Consider the following 20,026-nt stretch of genomic DNA (forward strand, 5'->3'; position numbering starts at 1 on the left):
ATTATCAGCATTAACATCAATATTATTGTCTTTAACTACACCGGAAGCAGGACCTTCAATATCAATACCATTAGCATAATAAATATCAGATGCAACTGCAATTGTATTATTTTCAATAGTGAAGTTATTTCCACTTACCTGAATACCATAAATGTAAGTGTGACCATTTGCAGTAATATTATTGTCTTTAATAGTAGCATTATCAGAATTCTTGAAACTTACTGCATAAATAGTATCATAAAAGCCTACAACATCATTGTAAGTAACATTAACCTCATTATACCTGAACATTACATTGTCAGATTCATCAAAGACAATACCTTCAGAAACAGGGAAAGATACCCAGTTATCTGAACCAGCAGGAATCTCAAACCAAGGAACATAAGAAGAAACTAAATCCAAATCAAACTTGTTTCCCGCAATCCAAGCAGACACATTATTAAGATACACAGCATTATTAATACCAGCACCATTAGTAGCACCCTGATAATCAACAGTATTTCCTATAGCCAATAAAACAGAAGCATCTACAGCATAAATAGCATAAGCATCCTTATCCGCACCAGCAACAACATTAATGAAATTGTAAGCCATAATAGAAGCAGTCTCATTACCAGTTAAAGAAACACCTTTACCGGAAGTAGCAATAGTATTATTACCTAAATAAGCACCACCTTTAATAACTTTAATACCAACAGCTTCAACACCAAATCCTTCCCAAATAGATTCATTACCTTCTTCGGAAGAATTCAAAATAATTCTGTTTCCTATAGCTTTAATATTGCTTCCTCTGAAAGCAACACCAGTAGTATAATTACCAGTTAAATCAACAAAATTATCATTAAGATTACTTGAAACGTCACCTAAAGAGAAACCAAATACATTGTAAGCTTTACCAGTAATATTATTACCAGTATAATCAGCAGTAACATTAGCACCATTCATACCGGAATAAATAGCATAAGCACTACTTTCAGCACTAACATCAATGTTGTTGTTTTCAATTACACCGGAAGCAGGACCTTCAATATCCATACCGTTAGCATAGTATACTCCAGTAGAGTTAATGTTATTGGATTTGATTGTGAAATTATCACCTGATGCAATAATACCATAAATATAGGAATTACCATTAGCAGTAATATTGTTATTAGTAATGACAGCATCAGATCCTGAGACATCTACAGCATAAATAGTATCGTAAACACCAGAAACATTATTGTAAGTAACATCTACAATATTGTTATCAAAAGTTGCATTGTCAGAATCTTTGATGACAATTCCTTCACTCATAGGATTTTTCACCCAGCCAGAACTAGATGGAACCCAATCAACTGGAATAGAAGCTAAATCCCCACTAAATTTATTGTCATTAATTTTAGCATTTCTTGAATTGGTTATACGGATAATATTATTAAGATAATTACCGTCTGTTCTACCAGTATAATAAATACTGGAATCTGCCAAAATGAAATTATTTGAGTTTATAACTTCAATAGGAATTGCACCTGCACCATTTTGGTTATCTGTAAATGTAATGTCCACATGAGAAATGCTTACATTATCAACAGTATAATTTTCATCTGCCCCTACAAAAATAGAATTAACACCTTTTTGCTGGAGTATTGTAAAGTTTTGTAAAATAACATTGCTTGAATAAATTTCAATGTTTGGATTATTGAAATAGGAATTATTTCCTCCAGTCAATGTTATAGGACGTTCTACAGTTAAGTTCAAATTTTCAAAAGTATCATCAAATATTAATTCATCTGCGGTAACATTTTCATAAATTGTACCTGTATTATTATCAATATACTGATTAATATTTGAATTATTAATATAAATCTTAGTACTTTCACTTAATGCCTGAGCGTTTTGCTCAACAGCAAGCGGTTCATCAGTAGCTATTTCATCAGCTGCTACAACATCAGAAGCATTATCTGCAGCGAATGTAACTCCTGCAGACAACATTACTAAGCATAGCATGATTAATGAAATAAATAAAGTTTTTGACCTAATCGTTTCACCTCATTTATTATGTAAATTAAAAAAAATAGTCTAATAAAATTGAAAAAAAATGACTATTGTCTAAATATATAATTTTGAGAATATTTAAATTTAATTAAAGAAAAATTGAAAAAATAATAAAATAAAGGTTAAAACCTTTATTTTTTAACGGTTAAGGTTGTTTTTACAGTGCATCGACTATAAGTAGAATATATTAAATATTTACCTACTTTGAAATTTTTAAGTGTCAAAGTAGCAATACCTTTTTTGTTGGTTTTTGCAGTGTATTTTTTATTTTTAACCTTAAAGGTAACCTTTTTATTTTTAACCACTTTACCTTTTTTGTCAACTACTTTAACAGTGTACTTGATGGTTTTAGCTTTCTTTTTAGAAAGGTTTTTAGCAATTACTGTAGGTTTGAATGTGATTTTATTGGATACCTGTTTATTTTCACATGTTGCAGTAATTGTATATGAACCTGCAGGTAATTTTACTGAATATGATGCATAACCATTTGAATCAGTATTGACAGTTTTAGTCTTATCTTTGATTTTAAATGTTACTGCCTTACCTACAATAGGATTTTTGGTATCAGTAGAAACAATTCTAACCTTATATGTTACAGTATTGCCGTAATAAACACTGTAAGCTTTATTTCCAGTGATTGTTATTTTTTCAATTACCTGCAAAGTAGAAGATGAATTTGCACCATTATAATAATCTGAAGAAGCAACTTCAGAAGTTATTACATGACTGCCAGGTTCTAAGGATTCTGGAACTTCATAATTATATACAGCAATACCCTCCTTGTCAGTGACTGCACTTCCAATAGGTGTTGCTCTTCCTGCAGAGTTAATCCTCTTGAATTGGACATTGGTATTGGCTATAGGATTTCCGAATTCATCCAAAAGCTTTGCAACAATATTTCCAGGATTTCCCTGTTCAATTGAAATGTCAGCCATATCAATTACTATATTGCCTTTAGTTATTGTGAATTTTAATTCGGAAGTGACATCATTATAGTTTTCCCTGGAAGTTTTAGCTGAAAATATGTATTGTGCAGGTATAAATGTAGCATCAAATTTATAACTTGCAGTTGCAATGCCGTTTGAAACTTCAGATTGGGCAAATAAAACTCCATCTGAATCATAGAATTTTACAACAGCACCGTCCATGATTTTATCGAATGTTATTGTAAATGTTCCAGTTCCCATATATGCAACATCACCGGCACTAACGGATAACGGTTCTGCAACATATACATAATTATCTGAAACGTTATTTCCTTCAGGAACGCTTACTGCCTTATCTGCAATGCCTTTTTCACTTTCAAGATAATTATCAGCAATCACATTTGAAACTGCAATGCTGTCAGCAAGAATAGAATAGCCTTTAGCGGAAGTTATATTATTGCCTGTAATTTCATTATTGGTTGAATTTGCCCTAAGATAAATACCTGCGTTACCGAATCCGAGAGAGTCCAAGTTTTTGAAAGTTAAGTTTTCACCATTACCTTTAGCTTTAACTGAATTGTCACGAATTCCATTATTTTTACCGTTGGAAATTAACATGCCGTAGACCTGTTTGCCTTCTCCGACAACTGTGTTATTGCTGATAACATTATCGCTGGAGGAAATCAAATCGATTCCGTAAACAACATCAGCGTTTAAGTTTAAAACATTATTTTCAATAGTTGATTTTTGAGACATTTCCAGAGTAATTCCATAGCTGACAGGTGATTTTAAATTAACAACATTGTCTTTTAAAAGTGTCTGTTCAGAGGAACTGCCAACAATCAAACCTGTTGTGAAATATGGGCCTTCAAGAGTGATTTCATTTCCTTCAAAACGGTTATTGGTAGCACCCTGACCTTCAGGAGCAGTGTGGCCTGTGTTATATCCTAAAACACCCATACCATAAATGTAGTTGTCATTAGCTTTTATGTAGATGTTATTGTTGGAAAATACGTTATTGTGGCTGTTGAAGTACAAGTCAATTCCAACCAATGAATTTGTAGAGTTATCTTTTCCGGTTGTTGCATGAACAGAAGCCAGTTTTGAAGTGACATTTACATCGTTTCCAGAAATTTCATTGTTAGATGAGTATAATAATAAAATTCCGTAGGTTTGATAAATTTCTGAGATAACGTGTGATTCACCCATAGCGTATTCAGCTCCGTCAATGCAAAGCTCATTACCATCAATACAATATTTTTTACCGTCAATAACAAGCTCATTACCATCAATACAATAAACCTTACCGTCAATTGTCAATTCATTACCGTCAATACAGTAAGACCTGCCATCAATAACTAATTCATTACCGTCAATACAATATTTTTGTCCATCAATAACCAATTCATTGCCGTCAATGCAATAGGACCTGCCGTCAATAACAAGCTCATTACCATCAATACAATAAACTTTACCGTCTATAGTCAATTCATTACCGTCAATACAGTAAGATCTACCGTCAATGACTAATTCATTACCGTCAATACAATATTTTTGTCCGTCAATAACCAATTCATTGCCGTCAATGCAATAGGACCTGCCGTCAATAACAAGCTCATTACCATCAATACAATAAGATTTACCGTCTATCAACAATTCATTGCCGTCAATGCAATATTGTTTTCCATCAATAGTTATTTCATTACCGTCAATGCATTTTTCAGGAATGAATGAATAAACTTCACCTGTACCAAATGTTTTAATTGTGTTGTTTGCAAAAGTACAATTTTCAGAAGCGTATGAAAGCAAGGTAAATGTCAGATAGTCCCCTTCGGATGTCAATTCGTTGTTTAAAACTGAAACCTCAGTTGATTCCAAAACATAAACTGCATAAGCCGCTTTAGGATCACTGACTGTAATTTTATTGTTAGCTATTTTAACACCTGAAGCCTGATTTATGAAAATACCCCATGCATTGACTCTGTTAGCCTCCCTATTGATGATAGTTAAATTTTCAATCAATACATTTCCTGATGTTACTTTGAATGTGGAATTATAGAATACTGGATTTTTACCGGTTATTTTAACACCTTTTGTAACATAAATGACTTCATTATTGAATGTTCCGTCAAATACCAATATATCTCCATCATTAACCTCTGAAGTCAATCCTCCGTTATCATTAATATATTCCCTAATGTTGGAAGGGGTAATTGTGATTGTATCTCCTTTGAAGATAAATGTTGCTTTTGATGTATCAATGACTCCTGCAGGACTGATTATCAATTTTCCATCAACATTGTTGGATTTAACGTCAATGTTGGAAGTGGATTCCATTACTCCGCTTGCATCAATAGCTACTTTATTTTCAGTAATAACAGTGTTGCCGATGACAGTAACGTTTGAAGGCATTCTCCTTGAATTTACCTTTTCAATCAGGATACCTACACCTGAATTGGAATGGACATAGTTGTTTTCAACCAAAAGACCTGATCCTTCATCTTTTTCATAAATACCTGAACCGGATACTGTGTAAACTGTATTGTTTCTGACCACTACATTGGAACCGGCCAAATTAATACCTTTACCCACTTTAGTGATATTGACCCAATTGTTTTCAACAACTGAATTGTCAATTGCAGATATTCCGGCACCGGTTGAAATTATTTTAGCGCCAATAACTGTATTGTTTATTACTGTAGACTGATAAGCTCCTACAATACCATATTCTCCACCGGTTTCAACACCAAGGTGATTAAAATCAGCACCGGTAATGTTAATGATAGTATTTCCCACAATAATATTTCCAGAACCCGCAGTGGTAATGCCTCTGTAGCCTCTAATAACAGTATTGGATTTGATAGTGTTATTGTTACCCATTATCTGAATCAGCCAACACCAGGAAGTAGGCAAAATCTTTTCATTACATTTAACTGTATTATTATAAATTACATTAAAGTTGGAAATGCCCCCATTATTTCTAATAAGCTTATCATCACTTTCGCCAGAATAACTTGACAGGTATATACCGTTGGCGTCATCCACTTCAACATAATTATTTGCTATATAATTATAATGAGAACCGCTGACGATTAATCCCGGTGTTGATCTGGTACCGTGACCGTATGAAATACCGTATCCTTTTAAATTATTGCCGGTTACATTATTATAATTTGCACCATTGATAACTGAAATCGGATAGGAACCAGCACCGGTATTGCTTATTATACAATCTTTAACTATACAATAATCTGCACCATCTAAAACAACACCTGCTTTACCTGAAGCGGAATTTGCAATATTTAAATTAGAAACTGTACTTTTTGAAGCACCGCTTTTCAAAAAGACCATGGAGTTTTTCAAATCATTGGAAGAAGAACCAACAATATTTACTGGAATATTAACAATAAAGTTCTTTTTTGAAAAACTGCCGTCTAAAATTATTGTATCACCAGATTTTACATCAGAAGAAACCAATTCTCCATTTCTAGAATTAAAATACTGGTCATAATTACTTTCAGTAATGGTAAATGAAGATGAAGAAAGCAAATCTGATTCGTTGATTGATACCTCATCAACCGAATTATCGGATGCATAATTAATATCTTCATCAACAGATACCTCTAACGTATCTTGAATAGCTTCATTACTACCCATTTCAGTCATATTTTCATTGTCAACTGCGCTGACCGCAGCAACTGAAATGAAAAGCAGTAATAAAACTAAAAAAATATTAAATTTTTTAATCATTATTATACCTCATCTATTAAATTTTAATATATTAAAGAAAATTTAATTAAACTAAACTTTAAAAATTTTCTATTATGTTATTAGTTATGACAAGATATAATATTTAAAAATAACTAAAAAAATAAAAAAAGTAGATGAATTTAATATTCATCTTCATCATTTTTTCTTACATATCCAACAAGGAATATAGCGATTAATGCAATAACTGCAATAATTACAAATATCGGCATGCTGGATTCAGTTGAACTTGCAGATTTGGAAGCTGATTTGTCTGAAAGTTCATATGCTTTAGCACCGCCTGCACTTTCTCCTCCAGAAGATGCGTCCTGTGAACTTTGTGAATCTGCACTTGATTTTGCATCACCTGAAGCAGATGGTTCATTACCAAATGCAGTTTGACCTCCGGCATTTGAACCGTCAGATTGTGATTGCTGTGAAGTACTGTTTGACAATACATTTGCATTTTTATTGCCCTCTTCACCTTCGGAAGCTGCACCATTATTATTTCCTTTACTTCCCTGTTTATCAAAGTCCTGGTCCATTTTATATAATGGGTCAGTATTTGTTGCCTGAGCAAGAATTTCTGCGAATTTTTGCTTTTCAGCAGGAGTTAAGGAACTTAACTGGATGATTTCTGAATTCCATGCAAGATTCTTACATGTGTGGTGACAACATGCAACACCATACTTATTAACAGAATCCATATAATCATCAACCAGATCTTTTACGGTTTTTGCATCAGCCTGCCAGATTCCCTGCTGAGCCATATAAATCAGCCATGCAGTTGAAGACTGAGCACCGGCAGCTAACTGAGAATTGGTAACTCCGGAGTTAATATTATGCATAGTTTTAGCCAGCTGGTTACCAAGCTCTCTATTTAATTTTCCACCACCTATTACAGTACTTGCATAGAAGTTCTGGAATCTGGACGCATATGCGTTCATTCCTGCAGGAGAGTTTACCAATGCATTAATATACTGCGGATTTAACAGGATACTTCTAACTTCAAAGTCAATTTCTTCCTGATAAGTCCTTGAAATATAGTTGTTTTTGTTCCTGATATCAAAAAATGATGTGTCAGGTCTTTCCTTACCTGATTGTTCTTTTAATACGCTTGCAGCATTATACAAACCGCCGAACCAATCATAGTAATCGTCTGAATCAAACAATCTCCAGGAACTGTCAAAGTTTTGAGTAATTACATCAACCTTATCAAGCAAGTATTTGTAGTTTTCCTTTTGATTGTTGACTACAACATTTCCTTTTGCATCAAGAGTCCATGAATAGGACACTTTGCTTAAATAAATGTCCATTGCATACTCGTTAACTGAAGCAATATCCCAGTCTGCAGTGTTTGGAATAAGATTTGACATACCGGTTCCCTCTAATACATTACCCGGAAGACCAAATAACCTATCCAACATCGGATTTTCAGCATAATGTTTTTTAACATAATTATTTGTTTCATCCTCTCCTGTAGCATTCAGAGCCAGACTGACTGAAGTCAACATCCATGTAATCCAATCCTTATTGTTTGTAACCATACTTGCAAATACGTCAATTCTAGGTCTGTTTAAAACTGTGCCGTTACTTAGAGTTACTTTCAGTTCATCCAAAGGCAATTGTTCCACGCCTAAAACCTTTCCGTTATCTGCCCATACAGGTTTACATCCTAAAAGATACATGAACTCGGCAACACCGATTCCTTCAGTTCTTGAAATTTCAGTACCCCATAAGATTAATGAAGTAAGTTCCGGCCATTTGCCGTGCTGTTCATAATAGTTTGCCAAAAGCATGTTGACTATTGTTACAGCAGATTCGTATGCAGCATAAGAAGGCATTCTTGTAGGGTCGGAAGCATAACCGTCATATCCTGTAGGTATTGAATCACCATAGGAAGGGTCTGCAAATAATCCTGATTTTACATAACGACCGCCTAATGCAAGTAAAATTGCATTCCATTCATTATTCCTTTGAATATTGGCAATGATGTCTTCACAGTAGGAAGTTGAATTATATAATGCTGTGCCTTTCCTGATACCGTACTCCCTGTTCAAATCCTCTGCGGAAGTGCCGTTGACAAGGCGGGAAACATAAGTATTCAGGAAGTTCTTGACTGTATCGACCTGTTTGGAATACTTGAAATTCTTCTGCATATCCTTATAGAAATCCAGTTCCTTCAAATTAGGATAAAGGAATTCAACCAACTGATTATAAATCTTGGTCTGGGAAGTTACAATTGTAATAACCTCTTCAGTTAATTCATAACCTGTCAGTACTTTTCCGAGAGTATGAAGACCGAATGTATTGAAGTCATCTTCCATTGAATCAAGATAATGGTGCAAATCGTCAATCCAGTCCTGGAATGTTTCATTGTCTTTTGAGAAATTTCTGAAACCCAGTTCAGGTGCCAATTCAAGAATCAGTTTTTTATATGATTCTGCATTGGAAGTCACGTTAAGACTTAGCTGTTCCTTATAGTAATTGATGTAATTTTTTAATGTAGTATAATTACCATATAACTCGGATGAAACCATTGCAGGAGTCATGTGAGTAATCAGCAATGCGGAACTTCTATCCCTTGCAACCATTGCCTCACCAGGGTTGGATACAATATACGGATATACTGTAGGAATCAGTGACAATTCGAATGTCCAGTCTCCAGGAAATGCACCAAGGTTAATACCAGGCAGCCATTCAAGAGTTCCGTGAGTTCCCATACTTACAATAGCATTGATTTTAGCTGTTTTTTCCATCCATTTGTAGAATGAAACATACTGCTGATGCGGCGGGATAACAAGGCTGTGGTAATCCTGAACTTCCTCCCAACCTCTACTTGGCTGGAAAGTAATGAAGACATTACCGAACCATACTCCAGGAATTACAATATATTTATTTTTATAAACCATTGCAGGACCTAAATTGTCTCCCCAATACCCAATCAGTTTATTGTACAGGTCATCCCTGATATCTGAAGTCAGATGCTCAAAGTCTTCAAGTGAAATTAACTGATGATGCTTCATAAGCATATCCCAGTTCTCTTCAACATACTTTTCAAGCAAACCGCTTGCCCATGAACCCTTATTGTTCATGTCAAATATGATTTGGGTTAAATTGTATAATGAAATCAGATTAACATAGCTTCCGTTTATTTTGTAACCTGTGGAAGTGTTGAGAAGGACTTCAAAGGTGTTGTTGTAATAATTTGAATAAAGGAAGTTACCGCCAACATCATATCCCTGAAGAGCCAGCTGGATAATCAGTTCATATGCACTTGAAAATACATCCAGATATGATGCACCAATCTCTGCCTTACCCGGCGGATAATTATAAAGCATTATAGCTACCTTTTTATCGGAATTGTTCAGGTCATGCAAATCAGCCCATTTACAGTTCAATTGGACCATCTTGTCTACACCGTCCTGAATTACATGGGACTTACCTAGACTGTCCACCCAGGATAATGCAACCTGACCGAATACTCCTTCAAAACTTGGATAAGTAACCATATATGTCCATTCAACTTGAGGTCCCAATTCACTGTTGTAACTGTATTCTGATATTTCAACAATTCCTTTCAGTACATGAAGGTCAATGTCAGTCAAATCAGGTTCTGCAGTACCATTGGCATAGTCCAAAGACCAGCTGCATAATGAATTTACAGCAGAAATGCCCACAGTTGAAATATTATTGATTTTATTTAATATTGAAGACATAGGAGGTTGAGTACCAGTTTTAAATACGTTAAATGCTGGTCTGCCGTTAGCTTCATAACCTCTAATTAATGCATCAGAAACCTCTTCACCACCATAATAGGAAGCAATAGCTATGAATGATTTGGTAGGATGGAATTTAGCAATGTAATCGCTTTCAAATTGTTTGAATAATTTTGTAGGGTCTAAAACATTTGTCAACCATACCACATAATTTTCAGTCATCCAGTTTAAACTACCGTCACTGCTGTGAGTATAACCAGGATTTTCACGAATCCACTGATTAATAAGCTTTCCTTCAGGAACCAGGGTGTACATACCTAAATCCGGATGGTAAAATCCGCATTCAGGAGACATTAACGGAGCATTATTCTCATCGAGTGTTGGATCATCATATTTTGAGGGATCAATTATGTAATAAACATAATCCAAATAATTTTTCATATTGCTTAGAAGAATATCTGACTGTTCAATATCACGGGCTTGGAAATATGAACCTATGTAAGTGTTTTCTATAGTATCGAAAGTATTATTGGCAGGAGAAGCTCCTACAATATGAATTCCAGTGTTATTTAATATCTGTTTTGAAAAGACACTGAAAGTATATGCAACGTTGTATTTTGCATTAGCAGGAGATTTTGCAAGGAGTTCCTTTAAATATTGTCCTGTCAAAACGCTGTATGCCGATTCTGAAAACATGTCAATGTGCATATAATTGGCATATTCAACCAGCCATGCCCTGGACTTGTCGAAATCAGTTGTACTGATATAGGCAACCCTTCGGGACATGTTCATCAATATGTCAACCTTTTCATTGTGGGAGTTATAATCCACCAAAAGCAGAATATCCGGAACAAACATCAAACCCTTAATATCAACAGTTCCTGATTTTTTAGAAAAATCAATTGGATCCAATTTAATTGGCTCATATGTTGAATAAGAAATCTCCAAATAGTATTTTGATGATCCCAGATTTTTTATTACTGCATTACCATTGGCATCTGTTTTATGTGTTGAAATTAATTTATTTGAAGAATCAAAAACTTTAATTGTAGCTCCCGCTAAATTAAAACCGTCTTCATCCCAAGTATTGCTAGTTTTATTATAGGCATCCTTAACATTGACAACATTAATTACATTATTTGTTGCTTCAATCTTTTGACCCTCTGAGTTAGCAGCTTGGATTTCATTAATTTCAGCACTGCTGTGCGTTATTTCTTCATGTTCTGTAGGAACACTTACTACATCAGATATTGTTTCATTATTTCCTGCAAATACAGTACCTGCAGAAAATAGAAGCAATACAGAAATAATTAATGCAAATATTACCAGATTATTTAATTTTACCGTATTTTCACCTCCTTTCAAATTGTTATAATTAAACATAGCAATATAAATATTTACTATAAGATTAAATTTGATTTGAGAACATATAAAAGTTGCTGAATATTAGAAAATTTAAAGAAAATATGAAAAAACACACTAAAATAATATACATTTAAATACTTAAATGTACAAATAAAATTTGCTATTATAAAGAGGTGATAATATGCGCAAGAGTACAATAGGTATTGTTATTTTATCTATAATATTAGTTGGTGTGATTATCCCTATCGGATTTTCAGGCCAAGTGGACCCTGTAGTAATTACCTACGGCGAGACTACAAATGCAAATGCAGACTATAAAAATACTGTTGATTCATTTTTCAAAAATCAGGCAAATGTTGATTTGAAAAATGCAAATACAAAAATAATCACTGCAAGCGAAGTAAATAAAATTTCAAGTACAATAACAGGTAAAACTTACGGATCCGACCAAATATTCTCATCAGCACTTGTTGATTTGAACGATAATGACAATCTTGAAGTTAGTGTAGACAAATCCAAAATCACTACAATAACAGGAGACATGTATTTATCCGCTTTAAAATCAGCAGGAATCAAAAGCGGACATGTTTATGTAACAAGTCCTATAACTGCTACTGGTGAATCCGCATTAGCAGGAATAATGAATTCCTATGAAGAAGCTACAAACGTTGAAATTCCTGAAACCGTAAAAGAAGCGGCAAACAAGGAAATTTACACACAAGCGGAAATTGTTGAAAACTCAAACGTAAGCTCAGATAAAGTATCAAAAATGGTTGATGACGTAAAAGAAACCGTTAAAGAGAAAAACGTTACAGATCACCCAACAATCGTAAACATAATCAATAATTACACTGTTGTAAACAACATCAACATTACAAACAGTGACGTCGAAAAACTTGCAACAACAATAGAACAAATCCAAAATGCGCAAGGAGACAAAAACAATTATGAATCAAAAGTATCTGATGTGTTGAATAACACAAATGCTACAGATTCTGCAAAAGGATTCTTGGACGGACTATTTACTTAAATAGTCCAATTATTTATTTTTTAATGAAGTTAAAAAAATAAAAAAATAAGAGAAAGAATCTCTTATCTATTTTTTACGTCTTAAAGAGAAAAATACTGCCCCTATTACCACTATAACTAAAAACAATATTGGCAAACCAGTATTTCTCAAGTCAATGAGGTTAGCCGGTGGTTTTTTAGGAGGAGCTTTTTCCTCATTTACAACTACAGTCTTGTTGACTGTTTTATTTACATTTTTAATTGTTGTGGTATTATTGATTTCAATGTCTGTTTCATTGGTCATGTTGTAGATTGTTATGTTTTCTGTTTTATTGTCATCTGCAGAAGCATTCTGTCCGCCAGTATTATTATTTTCAGTAGTATTCTGTTTTTGTGAAGTACCATTATCTGCTAATTTGTCAGAATCATTGCTTTTTCCCAAAACATCATCTTTTGTAGCATTTTTGGCAATTTTAGAAGTTATCACAAAGCCATCTTCGACATTTCCATCATATGAAATTTTATAATCAGAGGACCGATTCAGTTCAACAACTTTAACATCACCTGAGACATCAACATTTTTAAAAATAGCTTTCCAGTTATCTGAACTGTTTAGGTTAATTCTATCGACAAGTTTTCCGCCGACATAAAGTTCAACCTGAACAGAATCCGGCCTTTGGCTTTCAAAACCCTTATCGTCCCAAATCTTCTTAACAGTGATGTTTTTTAAATTGTCAGAAGACCCGACAGCATCATCGGCAGAATCTTCAGCTGATATAAAACCGATAGAAGCTATCAGAAATACAGCGACAAACAATAAAACGAATATTTTTTTACTCATGAATTACCTCCAAACAATAGGTATTATTAATTATATAATCTCCAATATATAATCATAATAATTTTCAGATGATTTTATGAAATGGAAAATCGGTAATGTAAAAATAGAAAATCAGGTTGTCCTTGCACCTATGGCAGGAATTTGTGATTCTGCATTCAGAAGAATTGTCAAATCAATGGGATGCGGACTTATTGAAACAGAAATGGTTTCAGACAAGGCCATAATGTATGACAATTACAGGACTAAAGAAATGCTTTACATGACCGAAGAAGAAAGACCAATTTCCCAGCAAATATTCGGAGCCGAGCCGGAATCATTCGAAATAGCTTCAAAATTCATCTATGAAAACATGAAACCGGACATTATTGACATTAACATGGGATGTCCAGTTAAAAAGGTTGCAATAAAAAGCCGTGCAGGAAGCGCACTTCTTAAAAATCCCTCAAAAGCGGGAAAAATCGTTGAAACAGTTGTTGACAGCGTTCCGATTCCAGTTACCGTTAAAATTAGAAGCGGATGGGACCACGACAGCATCAATGCAGTTGAGATGGCAAAAATTATTGAAAATGCAGGAGCATCAGCCATCACAGTCCATCCCCGCACACGTGAAGACAGATATGACATTGCCGCAGACTGGTCCATAATTAAAGAAGTTAAAGACACCGTATCAATTCCGGTTATTGGAAACGGCGATATTTGGACATGTTATGATGCAAAAAAGATGATTGACGAAACCGGCTGTGACGGCATAATGATTGGCAGAGCAATTCGGGGAAATCCGTGGCTTGTAAAACAATGCGCAGATTATCTTGACAAAGATATAGAACCACAAAGGCCAACTGCCGAAGAAAAAATAGCCATGGCTAAAAAACACACCGAATTACTGATTGATTTGAAAAGTGAAGAAGTAGCCATCAAAGAGATGAGATCCCATACTGCCTATTATTTGAAAAATCTGCCGGGAAGCATTGAAATAAAGCCAAAAATCTTTAAAATAAAAACTAAAGAAGAGTTATTTAAACTGCTTGACGAGTATCTTGAATCAATGAATAATTTCAAGCATTAACAAAAAAAGAAAAGAAAATTAAGAAAATTAAATAATTTTTCTCAATTCGTCGAGATTGAATTCAATAAATTCCTTATGCTTAGGATCAGACAATATTTTATACTGTTTTATTTTTGTCTTTTTATAAGCTTCGGCCATTAATGCCTGCAAATCCTCAACTTCACTATTTAAAACAATATGAAGTTTGTTTCTTTGGTCATCATTTAATCTGGCCAAATATGATTGAACAGGTGATTTAAATTTACTAACTAAATTTGATTTTTTCTTTGCCATCCTCCCCAATAAAAATGATGGCGCTTTTGTTATCAGGTGCTGATATTGTAAAACATCATCCACTGAAATTCTTTCATCCATAATTTCACCTCTTTTTTTATCTTATTCAATATACTATTTAAGTTTAATGTTTATTTCATAAAATCTTTTGAAATTGTGACCATTTACAATACTAAAAATAATTTTACCATATTTTCAGCGCCTATCGTGATGGACATCAGCATCATAATTCCAGAAATGACAATTGCAACAATCCAAATCTTGGCGTTCCACTTTAAAACTTTGGTTCCATCCAAACTATAAATAGGAAATAGGTTAAATGTGGCCAAATAGCTATTAACAGAAAAACCGATAGTGCAGATTAAATAAATCAAATGAAAAAAGGATGAATGACCGTTTAATGGATATATCAAAGCTGCAATTACTATTAGCATTATTGCAAGTACCATGTTAACCATTGGTCCGGCGATGAAAATTCTGCCGCTTACCTCATCAGAGACATATTCAGGATGAATGTGAATTGAACCTGGTGATGCAAATACAAATCCAAAAAATGATGTGACCAGTCCAAGCAATAATCCAAGAGGCCATAATTTAAATTCCGCATCGCAACCGTATTTAATTGCCGTGAATTTGTGTCCGAGTTCATGAGAAATAGAGCCTATCACCACCCCAACAATTACAATAGGCAAACTTGAAATGATTCCATTGACATTCATTCCGGCAGTTGCTATTTCAAAACAAATTGTAAGCGCAACAAATGCAATAGTTAAATCCCCTAATTCCCTCTTGGAAAATTTAAACATGATACTACTATTTATTTCCTATATAAAATTTTTTTCTAAATAAATTTCAGTAAAAATTATCAATTTGACTCATTACTTACAATGTTTGAAATATCCATCCGGTATAATCCCAATCATATCACATAATTCTTCAAGTTGTTCAATGCATGTGAAAAATATTAATAATGTAGACAAAAATTATCCTATTTACAATCATCCTAATAGTATTTGGATTAGGAATAATTGAGGTAACCTCAATCAGTGATGCAAAACATAATCAAACACTATTTAAACAATAATAACACCTACAGCGATGTTATAAACGTTTAATTTTCAAGACCTGTTGAAAATTACAATGTAGGAAATGTGGAAGTTGAAAACACAGCAACGGTAACATCTACATCAATGAATATTTAAAAGCTGACACAATTGAGATAGTTCATGGTAGATAAGTATCCTGATAAATATGACAAATGTAGGAAACTTGCATCAAAAGAAAAAGACGACAATGCAAAACCACAGATTCAGAATAAAATTGATAATTTTGATAGCTACAAGACAGGATAATTATCTTGTTTTTTAATAGGATTTGTTGCAAGTTTAGTGCAAAATCAAATTTACCTTTTTTTGTTCTCATCATTACATGTTTATTTTTAAAAATTAAAGTATGCCGTAATTTTCACCGCAAAGGTAAAAAATTAAGTAAAATTAGAAAAACAAGAAAATTAAGAAATTACAGAGTAATGACATTTCCTCTTAAAAATACAAATCGTTAATGTAAAATATCACTCATTAAAATCATGTCTGCAGAATCTCTTTTAATTAATTGACAGCAAGATTTAATTAAATTAAAAGAATCACGAAGACATTAAAAAAATAAAAAAAAGTAGAAGTGAAATATAATCACTTCTTATTTAATTGTTATTTTTACGGATTTGCTTGCTGAAGCGTATGTTTTATCACCGGCAAACTTAATGGATGCAGTATATTTACCTCTCTTGGTAATTTTAAGGCTGAATGTAGCCTGACCTTTAGCATTGGTTTTTGCTGTGTAGGTTTTACCGTTGATTTTCATGGTTATTTTCTTACCTGCGCTTAGGTAAACTTTTCCGTCTCTTGAGTTGCATTTTTCTGTTTTTATTGTTACAGTGTATTTTTTGGTTTTTGCACTTGTTTTGTAGGTTTTAGCACTTGCGGAAATTTTAATCGGTTTTTTCTGGATATCATAACTGAATGCGACAAATGTAGCATTATATTTTTCATCGCCTAGATATGACATTGCACAGAGTGCTTCCTGAGCCACTTGAGTGTTAATACCAATAAATACTATACCGTTTTCGTCAGTTGATCTGTTTAGAATAACTGTTTTGTATGCAAACTGAACAGACGCATTAGCAATAGGATTACCGTTGGAGTCAGTTAACAGGAATAAATTGGTCTGACCAATTTCACCTGCAGGACTGTCTACAGCATAGGTTTTAATTGAAATACCTTCAGTAACATTGAATTTGCTGCCTAATCTTTCCGGAGTAATTTCTTGAATATCAATTTCAATATCAATACTTGTTCCAAGCACATCGGAAGTTCCGGCATAAGCAATGGATAAAACAGCATTATTTTCAGCTTTAATGGTAAATGAACCATCTGCAGCAGTAGTTAAAGTACCTTTTTTAGTACCTGTTACATATGTGATTGTTGCATCAGGTATAACATCACCCATTGAGTTTACCAATACACCAGTAAGCACCAGATCACCGCTAAGTGTAATATTTTTGAACTGACTGGTCAATAAGGCTACATTTATGCTTGTTGTTTTTACAGCAGGAGCGTGAGTTTCATCACCTGTGTAGACAACTACAACACTGTGTTCGCCAAGAGTCATGTTCATTGGTACAACAGCAGTTCCTTTTTCATCCAGTTCAACAACTGTTTCCACACCGTCAACAATAACACTAACGTTTCCGGAAGCACCAGGAATGTTAACAGTTACATTAGACATTTCGCCGACTTTATAGTCAACTGGCACAGTAATATTAACATCACTAGTAGCCGGTTCAGGTTTTGCATTAACAGTAATATCAGCGCTGCTGGTTGCTTCAGCATAATTTTCATCACCAAGATAGACAACATCAGTAACGTAGTTTCCTGCAGCCAAACCGACAATGTTAACCTTAGCAGTGCCATCTACAACATCAGCGTAGAATTTATTGCCGCCAACATCAATTAAAACTCTACCAGTAGCGTCAGCATCAACATTCACAGTGATTACAGCAGTTTCGCCTTCAGTAATTTCAGCAGAAGTTGCAGATATAGTGGAATTAAGTTTAGCCACATTGACTGCTTTTGTTTCACTTGAAGCAGCATATTTATCATCACCAGAATATCTGACTTCAACAACATGGTCACCGGCAGTCAGCTCACCGACTGGAAGACTTATGTTACCTCCACTTACAATCATGGCGCCGACCTCTTTACCGTCAACCAGCACAACAACATTACCTGTTGCATCATCAGGCAAAGTTATGTTAACTTTAGCTTCGTCACCAGGTTCAACATGATCTGGAACATCAACTGAAATGTTTGCTTTTTGTTTTTCAGCAATTGTGAATTCACATTTAGTGGAGTTCTTATTGTAATTTTCATCACCTAAATAAGTTATATCTAAACTGTAATTTCCGTAAGGCAATTCAGTAGTAAATGTAGCTTCACCATTTTTCAATGCAATATTAAATAAATTATCACCAAATTTAACTTCTACAAATCCAGTAGCGTTTTCATCAACTTTAACAGTTAATGTAACTTTATTTAAATTAGTTTCAACTGTTGCATCAATTGGAGTATCCTTCATCACATGACCAATGACTTCAAAGTCTTTAGATGTAGCGTTAGTGTTGAATACTGAATCGCCCATGTATGTTGCGACTACAGTATAGTTTCCAGAATCAAAGTCGTGAACAATGATTCTTGCATAACCATTTTTAACATCCATGTACGAAGTAGCGTTTTTACCACTTTCTTTACTGATTATATAGAATTTAACCAGTCCAGTTGCGGATTTATTCAAACTAACAACAAACACAACACTGTCTTCATCAACAGGAATAATGTTAAGATCAATAGCAGTATTTTCCTTGGAAACCTCTGTTACAGTAAATGTCAGCTTAGTATTGTTTACATTGTAGTTATCATCACCAAGGTAAGTTACATCAACAAAGTAACTGTTTGCAGGCAATGTTAATGTTAATGTTGCAACACCATCCGCTAATTCAATATTAGCCTCAGTATCACCGACACTTAGTTTTACAAATCCGGTAGCGTTTTCATCAACATTCACAGTTAAAGTAACTCTGTTTCCATTCACATCAGCATATGCAGTGATAGGAGTATCCTTCTTAATGTGGCCTGCGATAGTGAATTCTTGAGATGTAATATTGGTGTTGAATCTGCTGTCTCCCATGTATGTTGCAATTACTGTGTAATCGCCGGTTTCAAGAATATCTTCAAGAACCGCTTCACCATTGACAACATCGGCATAGAGAGTGTATTCTTCTTCGCCGGTTACTTGGAATTTGACAAGGCCGGTTGCAGCTTCATTTACTGTAACTGTCATTACTACATTGTTTTCTTCACTCACAACGTCTAATGAAATTGGAGTATTTGCCTTAGCAGGTTCTACGAGTGTGAATTCTGCTTTGGTGGAGTTTTTATTGTAGTTGTAATCACCAAGGTAAGTTACGTCCAATGTGTAGCTTCCGTAAGGCAATGTGATTGTTAATGTGGATTCGCCGTTTTCCAATGCGATATTGGATACGCTTACGCCAGATTTGACTTCAACAAATCCTGTAGCGTTTTCATCAACTTTAACAGTTAATGTAACTCTATTTGCATTGGTTTCTACAGCTACATCGATTGGAGTGTCTTTCATGAGATGTCCGAGGATTTCAACGTCTTTGGATGTGGTGTTGGTGTTGAATACTGAGTCTCCCATGTATGTTGCAACTATGGTGTAGTTTCCAGGTTCGATGCTGTTGGTAAAGGTTTCTACATGACCGTCTATAATGTCCATGTACATAGTATATTCTTCACCAGTTTCTTTACCTACCATATAGAATTTTACCAGTCCTGTTGCAGATTTATTCACATCAACCATAACTAATGCAGCGTCTTCATAAACATCAATGTTAAGATCGATAGTGGTATTTTCCTTGGAAATTTCTGTTACAGTAAATGTCACACTAGTACTGTTCATATTGAAGTTATCA

General features: G+C 34.1%; 9 protein-coding genes and 1 pseudogene. 3 read left to right on the forward strand and 7 right to left on the reverse strand.

Annotated features, from left to right (window positions below; translation table 11 throughout):
• The 3 genes and pseudogenes from QZU75_RS10565 to QZU75_RS10575 all read right to left on the reverse strand — a co-directional run.
• Positions 1-1,986, reverse strand: a pseudogene (locus QZU75_RS10565) (hypothetical protein); the annotation flags it as partial.
• A 179-nt stretch (positions 1,987-2,165) separates the two neighbouring features.
• Entirely contained in the window at positions 2,166-6,710 is a 4,545-nt protein-coding gene (locus tag QZU75_RS10570) for a right-handed parallel beta-helix repeat-containing protein (protein ID WP_296883615.1), read from the reverse strand.
• A 140-nt stretch (positions 6,711-6,850) separates the two neighbouring features.
• The gene (locus QZU75_RS10575; RefSeq protein WP_296883617.1) at positions 6,851-11,809 is read right to left on the reverse strand and encodes a cobaltochelatase subunit CobN; all 4,959 of its coding nucleotides are present in this window, start codon (positions 11,807-11,809) and stop codon (positions 6,851-6,853) included.
• 163 nt (positions 11,810-11,972) lie between these two features.
• On the opposite strand from QZU75_RS10575, the gene QZU75_RS10580 reads away from it, so the two are divergent.
• Positions 11,973-12,821, forward strand: coding sequence for a DUF1002 domain-containing protein (locus QZU75_RS10580; protein WP_296883618.1), 849 nt, complete (start codon positions 11,973-11,975; stop codon positions 12,819-12,821).
• 66 nt (positions 12,822-12,887) lie between these two features.
• Here the strand turns inward: QZU75_RS10580 and QZU75_RS10585 are convergent, their stop codons facing one another.
• Positions 12,888-13,640 carry a Cna B-type domain-containing protein gene (locus QZU75_RS10585; RefSeq protein ID WP_296883619.1) on the reverse strand — a complete coding sequence of 251 codons (753 nt, stop codon included), beginning with the start codon at positions 13,638-13,640 and terminating at the stop codon, positions 12,888-12,890.
• A gap of 76 nt (positions 13,641-13,716) precedes the next feature.
• Between QZU75_RS10585 and dusB the strand changes: the two genes are divergently transcribed.
• Complete coding sequence (gene dusB / locus QZU75_RS10590) at positions 13,717-14,706, forward strand: tRNA dihydrouridine synthase DusB (protein ID WP_296883620.1); 990 nt, start codon at positions 13,717-13,719, stop codon at positions 14,704-14,706.
• Between the two features lie 27 nt (positions 14,707-14,733).
• On the opposite strand, the gene QZU75_RS10595 is transcribed toward dusB, so the two are convergent.
• The gene (locus QZU75_RS10595; RefSeq protein WP_296883622.1) at positions 14,734-15,060 is read right to left on the reverse strand and encodes a hypothetical protein; all 327 of its coding nucleotides are present in this window, start codon (positions 15,058-15,060) and stop codon (positions 14,734-14,736) included.
• A gap of 83 nt (positions 15,061-15,143) precedes the next feature.
• Positions 15,144-15,785, reverse strand: coding sequence for a site-2 protease family protein (locus QZU75_RS10600; RefSeq protein ID WP_296883624.1), 642 nt, complete (start codon positions 15,783-15,785; stop codon positions 15,144-15,146).
• 420 nt (positions 15,786-16,205) lie between these two features.
• Here QZU75_RS10600 and QZU75_RS10605 point away from each other — a divergent pair, with 420 nt between their 5' ends.
• Complete coding sequence (locus QZU75_RS10605) at positions 16,206-16,331, forward strand: hypothetical protein (RefSeq protein WP_296883625.1); 126 nt, start codon at positions 16,206-16,208, stop codon at positions 16,329-16,331.
• A gap of 343 nt (positions 16,332-16,674) precedes the next feature.
• On the opposite strand, the gene QZU75_RS10610 is transcribed toward QZU75_RS10605, so the two are convergent.
• Positions 16,675-20,013: an Ig-like domain-containing protein gene (locus QZU75_RS10610; protein ID WP_296883628.1), complete on the reverse strand. Its 3,339-nt coding sequence runs from the start codon at positions 20,011-20,013 to the stop codon at positions 16,675-16,677.
• Positions 20,014-20,026: the final 13 nt, after the last annotated feature.

It is taken from the genome of uncultured Methanobrevibacter sp. (genome assembly GCF_902764455.1).
Taxonomy (GTDB): Archaea; Methanobacteriota; Methanobacteria; order Methanobacteriales; family Methanobacteriaceae; genus Methanocatella.

Bases quoted from the DNA above. Each gene is read 5' to 3' on its own strand.
- QZU75_RS10570 (WP_296883615.1), bottom strand. From the start codon at position 6,710: ATGATTAAAAAATTTAATATTTTTTTAGTTTTATTACTGCTTTTCATT.
- QZU75_RS10575 (WP_296883617.1), bottom strand. From the start codon at position 11,809: ATGTTTAATTATAACAATTTGAAAGGAGGTGAAAATACGGTAAAATTA.
- QZU75_RS10580 (WP_296883618.1), top strand. From the start codon at position 11,973: ATGCGCAAGAGTACAATAGGTATTGTTATTTTATCTATAATATTAGTT.
- QZU75_RS10585 (WP_296883619.1), bottom strand. From the start codon at position 13,640: ATGAGTAAAAAAATATTCGTTTTATTGTTTGTCGCTGTATTTCTGATA.
- dusB (WP_296883620.1), top strand. From the start codon at position 13,717: ATGAAATGGAAAATCGGTAATGTAAAAATAGAAAATCAGGTTGTCCTT.
- QZU75_RS10595 (WP_296883622.1), bottom strand. From the start codon at position 15,060: ATGGATGAAAGAATTTCAGTGGATGATGTTTTACAATATCAGCACCTG.
- QZU75_RS10600 (WP_296883624.1), bottom strand. From the start codon at position 15,785: ATGTTTAAATTTTCCAAGAGGGAATTAGGGGATTTAACTATTGCATTT.
- QZU75_RS10605 (WP_296883625.1), top strand. From the start codon at position 16,206: ATGGTAGATAAGTATCCTGATAAATATGACAAATGTAGGAAACTTGCA.
- QZU75_RS10610 (WP_296883628.1), bottom strand. From the start codon at position 20,013: ATGAACAGTACTAGTGTGACATTTACTGTAACAGAAATTTCCAAGGAA.